We start from the raw sequence: 9,027 nt of genomic DNA on the forward strand, positions 1-9,027 counted from the left end.
CGGCCCGGCGACGGAAAACTGCGCCCATTGCTCGGTCACGGAGATGATCGCCACGTCCATCCCGGGCTTCAGGCATTGCCGCGCGAATTCGAGATGCATCATCACCTCGCCCGCCGCGGCGGTGGTCGTGGTGATGACGAAATGCTCCTCCGACAGCCGCGCCGCGGTACCGTCGTCCATGACGTGCCCGTCCTCGCGCAGCATCAGGCCGTAGCGCACGCGCCCGGGCTTCAGCGTCGAGAACGTGTTCGCGTAGACGAAATCGAGGAAGGCGGCGGCGTCCGGCCCCTGCACGTCGATCTTGCCCAGCGTCGAGACATCGACGACGCCCACCGCGTCGCGCACCATGGCGACCTCGCGGTCGCAGGACTGGCGCCAATGCGTCTCGCCCGCCTTGGGGAAGTAGCTCGGCCGGTACCAGAGCCCGGCCTCGATCATCGGCGCGCCCCGGTCGCGTGCGGCCGCGTCCGAGGTGGTCCGCCGCTCGGGCGCGAAGCCCTTGCCTTCCGCCCCCGCCGCCATCGCGCCGATGGAGACCGGGACGAAGGGCGGTCGGTAGGTCGTGGTCCCGGTCTCGGGGATGCCGCGCCCGGTGCTGTCGGCGAGCAGCGCCAGCGCCGCGATGTTCGAGGACTTGCCCTGGTCGGGCGCCATGCCTTGCGTCGTGTAGCGCTTCATGTGCTCGACCGAGGCGTAACCCTCCTGCGCGGCCTGCTTCACGTCCTTCGTGGTCACGTCGTTGGCGAAGTCGAGCCAGGCGCGCCCCTTGCCCTCGACATACCAGAGCGCGGTGCCCGTGCCCGCCTCGTCCGAAGCGTCCGGCAGGCTCGTCCGCTTGGGCTTCAGCCCCAGCGCCTTCAGCGCCTCCTTCGCCGCCGCGTCGCCCTCGCGGATGCAGGCAAGCGTCGAGAAGGCGCCGTTGCAGGCCCCGGCCGGGATCATGCCCGGCACCGCGCCCGGGGCGGGCAGGAAGGCCTTCGCCTCCACGTCCCAGACCGGTCGCGCGCCAAGGTGGCAGGTCAGATGGACGCTGGGGTTCCAGCCGCCCGACATGGCGAGGCAGTCGGTCACGATCTCCTCCGTCCGGCTGCCGTGGCGGACGGTGATGGACGACAGGCCGAGCCGCCCCTTCGTGCCGATGACCTGCCCGCCCTCGATCAGGCGGTAGTCGCCGCGTTTCGCGACGCCCCTCCGGCTGTCGATGACCGCGGCGACGCGGAGGCCGGCCTCCTGCAACTCCACCGCCGTCCGGTGCGCGTCGTCGTTCGTCGCGAAGAGCGTCACGTTCCGCCCCGCCGCCACGCCGTAGCGGTTGAGGTAGGTGCGCACGGCCGAGGCGAGCAGGATGCCGGGCCGGTCGTTCGCCGGAAAGGCGATCGGCCGCTCCAGCGCGCCCGCGGCCAGCACGGCGGCCTTCGCCCGGATGCGCCAGAAGCAGTCGCGCGGCAGGTCGGGGTCGTGCGGCAGGTGGGCCGAGACCCGCTCGAGGGCGCCGAAGCCGAGGCCGTCGTAGACGCCGGTGACGGTGGTGCGCGTCATCACCCGCACGCGACCTGTTTCCGCGAGCGCCGCCAGCATGTCCTCGACCCAGAGCATCGCGGGCTTCCCGTCGAACTCCTCGGCGTCGGAGAGGAGCCTGCCGCCGCACTCCGCGCGCTCCTCGGCGAGGATCACGTCCGCCCCGGCCCGCGCGGCGGTCAGCGCGGCCATCAGGCCCGCGGGGCCGGCCCCGATCACGAGAAGGTCGCAGAAGGCGAAGGCCTTCTCGCTCTCCTCGGGCGAAGCCTTGCGCGTCATCCGCCCGAGGCCCGCCGCGCGGCGGATGAGCGGCTCGTAGAGGCCCTCCCAGAAGCTCCGTGGCCACATGAAGGTCTTGTAGTAGAAGCCCGCGCCGAGGAACGGCCAGAGCAGGTCGTTGACCGCCATCAGGTCGCGGTCGAGCGGGCCGACGCGGTTCTGGCTGGTGACGGTCAACCCCTCGTGGATCTCCTGCACGGTCGCGCGCACGTTCGGCACCATCGCGTGCCCGCGCCCCACCTGCACCAGCGCGTTCGGCTCCTCGCTGCCCGCGGTCAGGGGGCCGCGCGGGCGGTGGTACTTGAAGGACCGGCCCATGAGGCGGATGTCGCGGCCCAGAAGCGCCGAGGCCACCGTGTCGCCGGCGAAGCCCGTCACGGTCCGTCCGTCGAAGGTGAAGCTGACGGGCTTCGACCGGTCGATGCGCCCGCGTCCCTCAACCCGCATCGCGCACCTCCCGCGCCAGCGCGACGTGCTCGATCTCGTGCGTGACCGTGTTCCGCGTCACCAGCAGCCACGCGCCGCACCCCGCGCCATGATACCAAAGGTCGCGCGTGCGCCCCGCCGGGTTCTCGCGGTTGTGGACGTAGTCGTTCCACGCCTCGGGGGCCGCGTCCGGCTCCGGGCGGTGGAGGTAGGTCTCGTGTCCCTTGTAGGTGAATTCGCGGATGTCGCGGGCCCCGCACAGGGGGCAGTCGATCTGCATTCGGGGTCCCTAGTGGAGGTTGTGCTGGCTGCCGGTGCCTTCCTCGTCCATCAGCCCGCGCCCGGTGAGGAAGCGGTCGAGCCGGTAGCGCGCGGCGGCGGCATGGGGGCGGTCGGTGGCGATCAGGTGGGCGAAGGTGTGCCCCGAGGCGGGCACCGCCTTGAAGCCGCCGTAGCACCAGCCGCAGTTGAGGTAGAGCCCCTCGACATGGGTCTTGTCGATGATGGGCGAGCCGTCGGGCGACATGTCCATGATGCCGCCCCAGGAGCGCAGCATCTTCGCCTTGCCGATCATCGGCATCAGCGTCATGCCCGCCTCGAGCACGTGCTCGGCCATCGGCAGGTTCCCCCGCGCGGCGTAGCTCGCGTAGAAGTCGAGGTCGCCGCCGAAGACGAGGCCGCCCTTGTCGGACTGGCTGATGTAGAAGTGCCCCATGCCGTAGGTCACGACATGGTCGATCACGGGCTTCAGCCCCTCGGTCACGAAGGCCTGGAGGACGTGGCTCTCGATCGGCAGGCGCATCCCCGCCATCGCCGCCACCTGCGAGGAGCGTCCGGCGACGACGATCCCGACCTTCTTCGCCCGGATCGCCCCGCGCGTGGTCTGCACGCCGGTGACGCGGCCGTTCTCGATGTCGATGCCCGTGACCGCGCAGTTCTGGATCAGGTCGACGCCGCGCCGGTCCGCCGCCCGCGCATAGCCCCAGGCGACCGCGTCGTGGCGCGCGGTGCCGCCGCGCTTGTGGTAGAGCCCGCCATAGATCGGGAAGCGCGTCTGCTCGTAATCGAGATAGGGCAGGATCTTCCGGCAGCCCTCGCGGTCCAGCAGGATCGCGTCGTCGCCCTGGTTGATCATCGCGTTGCCGCGGCGGGCGTAGGCGTCGCGCTGACCGTCGGAATGGAACAGGTTGATGATGCCCCGCTGGGAATGCATCACGTTGTAGTTGAGGTCCGCCTCGAGCCCCTCCCAGAGCTTCAGCGAATGCGAGTAGAACTCGGAATTGCCGGGCAGCGCGTAGTTCGCGCGCACGATGGTCGTGTTGCGGCCGACGTTGCCGCCGCCGAGATAGCCCTTCTCGAGCACCGCGACGTTCCGCAGCCCGTGCTCCTTGGCGAGGTAGTGTGCCGTGGCGAGGCCGTGGCCGCCGCCGCCGATGATGACGATGTCGTAGGCGTCCTTCGGCGCGGGATCGCGCCAGGCGGGCCGCCAGCCCGAGTTGCCGAGGAGGCCCTGGGCCAGCACCTGAAGGCCGGAATAGCGCATCTCGTTTCGTCGAGCCTCCTGCCGCCGCCGCCGTCGAGGGGCGGCGGCCTCCGTTCCGTTATCGGACGGCGGGGCGGCGTTGGAAAGCCTGTCCGCGACAGCGCGTGGCGTGAGGGCGACGCGCGTGGCGTCGCGTCAGGTGGAGGGCGGGACGCCGTCGGGGTTGAACGGCACCTGGCCGGCGTACCGCGGGCGAACGACGGTGAAGTTGTCGAAGCGCAGGACCGTGAGGCCGATGTTGAACGGCGCCTCGTAGCCGACGAAGGTTTCCACCAGCACGATGCGCTCGCCGTTCGGCATGTTGGGAAGGCGGTCGCGGATATCGGGGATGTTCGACGTGAAGAGCCGTGCCGCCCCGTTCACCGCGTGGGACCATTCGACCACGTAGGCGTCGTTGATGACGCCGACCTGCGTGGCGCGCATCTGCACGGCTCCCGCGCCGCGGATGATGCTGTCGATCACGTTGGCCATGCCCTCGATGTCGTGAGGGATCACGTCGTTGGTCTGCCGGGACAGCATGTCCGCGACCATGTAGGTCGCCTTCACGGAGGTGCTGTAGACCCGGTAGGCGTCGAAGAACACGAAGCTCGCGACGAACGACCAGATCAGGATCGGGATGATGAGGACCGTCTCGAGGGCGACGGCGGCGCCGCTGTCACGCAGGAAGTGCTTCACGCGATTCAACATGACTCTGGTTCCCATCAATCGTCGGGCTCGTTCACGAAGACCGAGGCCGCCACCATGTGCAGGCCGCCCGAATCGTCGCGGGTGAGGTTCAGTCCGAAGCCCGAGAAGGGCAGGATCCGGTCGATGATCATGCAGGCGCGCACCAGCATCACCTCGTTGTCCTGGCCCACGACGAACTGGTTCGCGGGCGTCGCCGTGGCGTCGGCACGCTCGATGCAGAGATCCTGGTTCGTCGGCACGGCATAGGTCGCGCGGTCCACGCGGCGGAGGTCGATCGTCAGGAGCGTCTGGCAATCCGGCAGCAGCGAGGTGTTCGTGCAGATCGCCGTGCGGATGTCGGACGGCGTCACCGTCAGGCCGTTGGCCAGCCGCAGGATGCGCACCGCCTGGTCCAGCGTCCGCTCGAGCATCACCTGGCGCGTCATGATCATCGAGGTCTCGAAGACCGCGATGAAGAGCATCATCACCATGGGGAAGGTGATGACGAACTCCATCGTCGCCGTCGCGTCCTCGCGCTCCGCGAAGCGCCGGATCTTCTGGCCGATTCTGCGCGTGATCACTGGATCAGCCTCAGCTGGTTGATGGCGCCGGCGATCGACTGGAAGGCCGCGTCGAGGTCGGAGCCGCGCACGTCGTAGTAGTGGGCGGTCGACGAGGCGCAGGTCTGCATCTCTTCTCGGCCGTTCGCGTTGGTGTTGAACGCGATCGTGAAGATGATGACGCCGTTCTGCTTCGCCGTGTTGCAGGCCGCGTAGAAGCGCGCGAGGTTGGTGCTGCGCGAGCTCTCCGTCACGCGGCAGCCCTGGCCGTTGCAGTGGTCGCCGCTGCGCTGCTGGTCGAGCTCTTCGGTGTGGTTGAAGAAGATGTTCGACTCGGTCGTCGCGTTGATCGGCGCCTCCGTCCGGTCGGTGAAGCGTGGCCGGAACTGGTCGGTGATGTTGCCGTCCGTCATCAGGACGATCACCTTCAGCGTCTGGGGATCGTTGAACGGGGCGGGCCTGTCCTCGAAATCGGAGTTGACGATGCCCTGGTCGGCAAGCGCTTGGATCGCCCAGTTGCTGTCGGGATGCAGGAGCCAGAGGCCCCAGAGCATGCCGTAGTGGGTCCCGGTGCCGTCATGGAGGCGCATGCGGTCGAGGAAGCCGTTGAGCCGGTCGTCGTTGTTCGACAGGTACTGGATGGCCGAAGAGGGATTGCCCGCGGAGACATCGTCCTCGAGCGGGCACCAGCCCCAGTCCATCGTCGGGTTGTCGATGGCCCAGTTCATGAAGTGCGGCACCTGCGCGAAGCTCTCGCCCTGGGGGATCGCCCAGCGCGTGAAGTCCGTGTTGTCGAATTCCACGCAGGAGGAGCGCGGATGATCGCGCAGCGCGGTGACGGTGTCGCCCCCGCTTGTGTAGTCGATGTAGGCGCGCGAGCCGCCCATCAGGTCGAACATGGCCGCGCCGGGGTTCACCTGGCCGGCATAGGGCACGATGCTGATGGTGGTGGAGGCCGCACGCTCGTCCTCGAGGACCCGGGTGACGAAGTTCCGGGCGGCCGGGCGCAGGCGGTCGATCTGGGGCATGCCGTCGCTGTCGGTGAAGCGCATCGAACCCGAGACGTCGAGCACGAGCGAGACCTCGACGTTGGGGATGATCTCCTCCGCGGCGCCCTCGGCGGGCGAGGTCAGCACGCGGATGCCGAACATGTGCATGAAGAGCGTGTTCATCTCGAGTTCCGCGTAGGCGTTCACGCGGCGGAAGTTGATGCCTTCCTCGACGTTCACGTTCAGGCGGTAGTTCTGGAGCCCGGAGATCTCGAAATAGTTCTCGACGACCTCGACGGGGTTGAGCGGCTGCGAGACGGCGGCCGCGGCCAGCACTGCCCGGTCGAGCGTGTACTGTAGCTGCGCGCGCTGCGTCTCGTAGCGCATGATGTCGATGGCGATGCCCCCCACGGCGACCATCAGGACGAAGATCATCAGCGCGAAGGTGGTCATCGTGCCGTCTTCGCGGCGGACGAACCGGCCGATCAGGCGCGTGCGACCGGGCCTGTCCGCTGCGGTGCGGGGATACTCATTCTTCTCCAGGCGCATTCCTAGCTCCTGTTACTGTTGAGACGCTGCGACGGAATTCGTCTCCGAACCCCGGTCATGTCGCCCAACCGCGGCAGAATTTTGGCAGTTCGGGGAACTAAACAGGGTGTTTCCCGGTTCTGACCCTCCGCGCGTTCCTGACGGGCTCCGCAAAATGATCACGAAAAACCGGGTTGTGCCGGGGCATGGGCCTGTGCGTTTGTTGGACCAGCGGCGCGGCCGGGAGGAGAGACCGGCAACGCCAGGACCGGGTCAGGGAGGAACCACCATGTCCATGCCGGCGGCCGAACCGAGTTTCCGCCAATCCGTCGATCTGATGTTCAACCGCGCGGCGGCGCTCCTGCAGCTTCCGCCGGGGCTGGAGGAGAAGATCCGCGTCTGCAACGCCACCTATACCGTGCGTTTCGGCGTGCGGCTCCGGGGCGAGATCCGGACGTTCACGGGCTACCGCTCGGTCCATTCCGAGCACATGGAGCCGGTGAAGGGCGGCATCCGCTACGCGCCCACGGTCAACCAGGACGAGGTCGAGGCGCTGGCCGCGCTGATGACCTACAAGTGCGCGCTGGTCGAGACGCCTTTCGGCGGCTCGAAGGGCGGGCTCTGCATCGATCCGCGCCACTACGAGCAGGACGAGATCGAGAAGATCACCCGCCGCTTCGCCTACGAGCTCATCAAGCGCGACCTGATCAACCCCGCGCAGAACGTGCCCGCCCCCGACATGGGCACGACCGAGAAGGAGATGGCGATCATCGCCGACCAGTACGCGCGGATGAACACGACCGACATCAACGCGCGGGCCTGCGTCACAGGCAAGCCGATCCACGCGGGCGGCATCCAGGGGCGGGTCGAGGCGACGGGCCGCGGCGTGCAGTATGCCCTGCGCGAGTTCTTCCGCCACCCCGAGGACGTGAAGCGCGCGGGCCTCTCGGGCAAGCTCGACGGCAAGCGCGTGGTCGTGCAGGGCCTCGGCAACGTGGGCTACCACGCCGCGCTCTTCCTCAGCACCGAAGACGGCTGCCGCGTCACGCACGTGATCGAGCGGGACGGCGCCATCGAGAACCCGGCGGGCATCGACATCGCGGCGTTGCGCGACTGGATCGTGCGGCATGGCGGCGTCAAGGACTGCCCCTTCGGCACCTACCACGCCGATGGCGCGCGCGTGCTCGAGGCGGAGTGCGACATCCTCATCCCCGCGGCGCTCGAGGGCGTCATCAACATGCACAACGCCCACGAGATCAAGGCGCCGCTGATCATCGAGGCCGCGAACGGGCCGATCACGGCGGGCGCCGACGAGGTGCTGCGCCACGCGGGCAAGGTGATCATCCCCGACCTCTACGCCAACGCGGGCGGCGTCACCGTCTCCTACTTCGAGTGGGTCAAGAATCTCAGCCACATCCGCTTCGGCCGGATGCAGCGCCGCCAGGAGGAGTCGCGCCACCAGCTCATCGTGGACGAGCTCGAGCGGCTCTCGGCGGCGGCGGGCGTGGACTGGACGCTCTCGCCCGGCTTCAAGGAGAAGTATCTCAAGGGCGCGGGCGAGCTGGAGCTGGTGCGCTCGGGCCTCGACGACACGATGCGCGGCGCCTACCAGTCCATGCGCGAGATCTGGTGGGAGCGCGACGACGTGCAGGACCTGCGGACCGCCGGGTTCCTCGTGGCCATCAACCGCATCGCCAAGAGCTACCAGGAGAAGGGGATCTGAGCGGCCCGGCGGCGCGCGGCGAGCGGGGGCGCGACTGACCGATGGGGTTCGGCGCCACCTCCGGCCGCGGCCTCGAGAGCGCTGCGGCCCCCTATGTCTGGGGCGCGGTCATCCTGGTCGCGCTCCTGCTCTGGCTCTGGTTCCGGCACGACATCCGCAAGCGGGAGCGGGAGGAAAAGGCGCGGAAGGACCGGGAAGACTAGCCGATCCCCGACTCCCCGGGCGCGGTCAGTCGAACCGGCCCTGACGCTCGGCCAGCATCACGTTGATGAGTTCGGCCACCGCCTTGCCCTCGCCGCGTGCGGTGGCGCCGCCGATGGCGACGCGACGGCCCGCGCGCCACCAGAGGCCGGGGGCTGTGGCGCGGTCCATCGGCTCCTTCAGGTGGATGAGGAAGCCCGCCGCCGGCTTGAAGGCGAAGACGCTGGTGTCGACGCGGTCCACGTTGTCGATGGCGCAGAGGCGGCGGCCTGTCTCCTCGCGCAGCTCCGTGCGGGTCAGTTCCAGCTTCACCGCCGTCGCCTGCCAGACCCGCCACGCCCACCAGAGGCAGAACCCCCCGACCGCCACGAGGAACAGGAGCCAGAGGATATCCGCGGGCGGGAAGGCGGCGGCGATGTAGACGAGGATGACCCCCAGAAGCCCCGTGCTGCCCGCGGCGACGACGCGGCGCACGGGTTTCGGCGTCATGGTGACGAGCACTTCGTTCGGGTCGATGTTGCGTTTCCTCGCCATGCCCGCCCCTTAGCCCGTCCCGGGCCACTTGGCGAGGGGGAGCGCGCGCGGGCGCACAGC

The 9,027-nt window shown here is 68.9% G+C and carries 9 protein-coding genes; 2 read left to right on the forward strand and 7 right to left on the reverse strand.

Annotated features, from left to right (window positions below; all coding sequences use genetic code 11):
• The 6 genes from ACTS11_RS00430 to ACTS11_RS00455 all read right to left on the reverse strand — a co-directional run.
• A partial coding sequence (locus ACTS11_RS00430) for a 2Fe-2S iron-sulfur cluster-binding protein (RefSeq protein WP_442638383.1) occupies positions 1 to 2,244 on the reverse strand: 2,244 nt, incomplete at its 3' end.
• The gene (locus ACTS11_RS00435; protein ID WP_442638384.1) at positions 2,234 to 2,503 is read right to left on the reverse strand and encodes a sarcosine oxidase subunit delta; all 270 of its coding nucleotides are present in this window, start codon (positions 2,501 to 2,503) and stop codon (positions 2,234 to 2,236) included. The genes ACTS11_RS00435 and ACTS11_RS00430, both read right to left, overlap by 11 nt.
• A gap of 9 nt (positions 2,504 to 2,512) precedes the next feature.
• Entirely contained in the window at positions 2,513 to 3,766 is a 1,254-nt protein-coding gene (locus tag ACTS11_RS00440; RefSeq protein WP_442638385.1) for a sarcosine oxidase subunit beta family protein, read from the reverse strand.
• Between the two features lie 135 nt (positions 3,767 to 3,901).
• A complete protein-coding gene (locus ACTS11_RS00445; protein ID WP_442638386.1) occupies positions 3,902 to 4,453 on the reverse strand; it encodes a TadE/TadG family type IV pilus assembly protein in 552 nt (183 codons plus the stop codon).
• 14 nt (positions 4,454 to 4,467) lie between these two features.
• The gene (locus tag ACTS11_RS00450) at positions 4,468 to 5,013 is read right to left on the reverse strand and encodes a TadE/TadG family type IV pilus assembly protein (protein ID WP_442638387.1); all 546 of its coding nucleotides are present in this window, start codon (positions 5,011 to 5,013) and stop codon (positions 4,468 to 4,470) included.
• Entirely contained in the window at positions 5,010 to 6,530 is a 1,521-nt protein-coding gene (locus tag ACTS11_RS00455; protein WP_442638388.1) for a pilus assembly protein TadG-related protein, read from the reverse strand. Before ACTS11_RS00455 ends, ACTS11_RS00450 begins: the two co-directional genes overlap by 4 nt.
• Before the next feature lie 274 nt (positions 6,531 to 6,804).
• Here ACTS11_RS00455 and ACTS11_RS00460 point away from each other — a divergent pair, with 274 nt between their 5' ends.
• Together ACTS11_RS00460 and ACTS11_RS00465 are read left to right on the forward strand one after the other, a co-directional pair.
• Positions 6,805 to 8,232 carry a Glu/Leu/Phe/Val family dehydrogenase gene (locus ACTS11_RS00460; protein WP_442638391.1) on the forward strand — a complete coding sequence of 476 codons (1,428 nt, stop codon included), beginning with the start codon at positions 6,805 to 6,807 and terminating at the stop codon, positions 8,230 to 8,232.
• 41 nt (positions 8,233 to 8,273) lie between these two features.
• Complete coding sequence (locus ACTS11_RS00465; protein WP_442638389.1) at positions 8,274 to 8,435, forward strand: hypothetical protein; 162 nt, start codon at positions 8,274 to 8,276, stop codon at positions 8,433 to 8,435.
• Between the two features lie 25 nt (positions 8,436 to 8,460).
• On the opposite strand, the gene ACTS11_RS00470 is transcribed toward ACTS11_RS00465, so the two are convergent.
• Complete coding sequence (locus ACTS11_RS00470) at positions 8,461 to 8,967, reverse strand: hypothetical protein (RefSeq protein ID WP_442638390.1); 507 nt, start codon at positions 8,965 to 8,967, stop codon at positions 8,461 to 8,463.
• Positions 8,968 to 9,027: the final 60 nt, after the last annotated feature.

The organism is Roseicyclus sp. (assembly GCF_052168335.1).
GTDB lineage: Bacteria > Pseudomonadota > Alphaproteobacteria > Rhodobacterales > Rhodobacteraceae > Roseibacterium.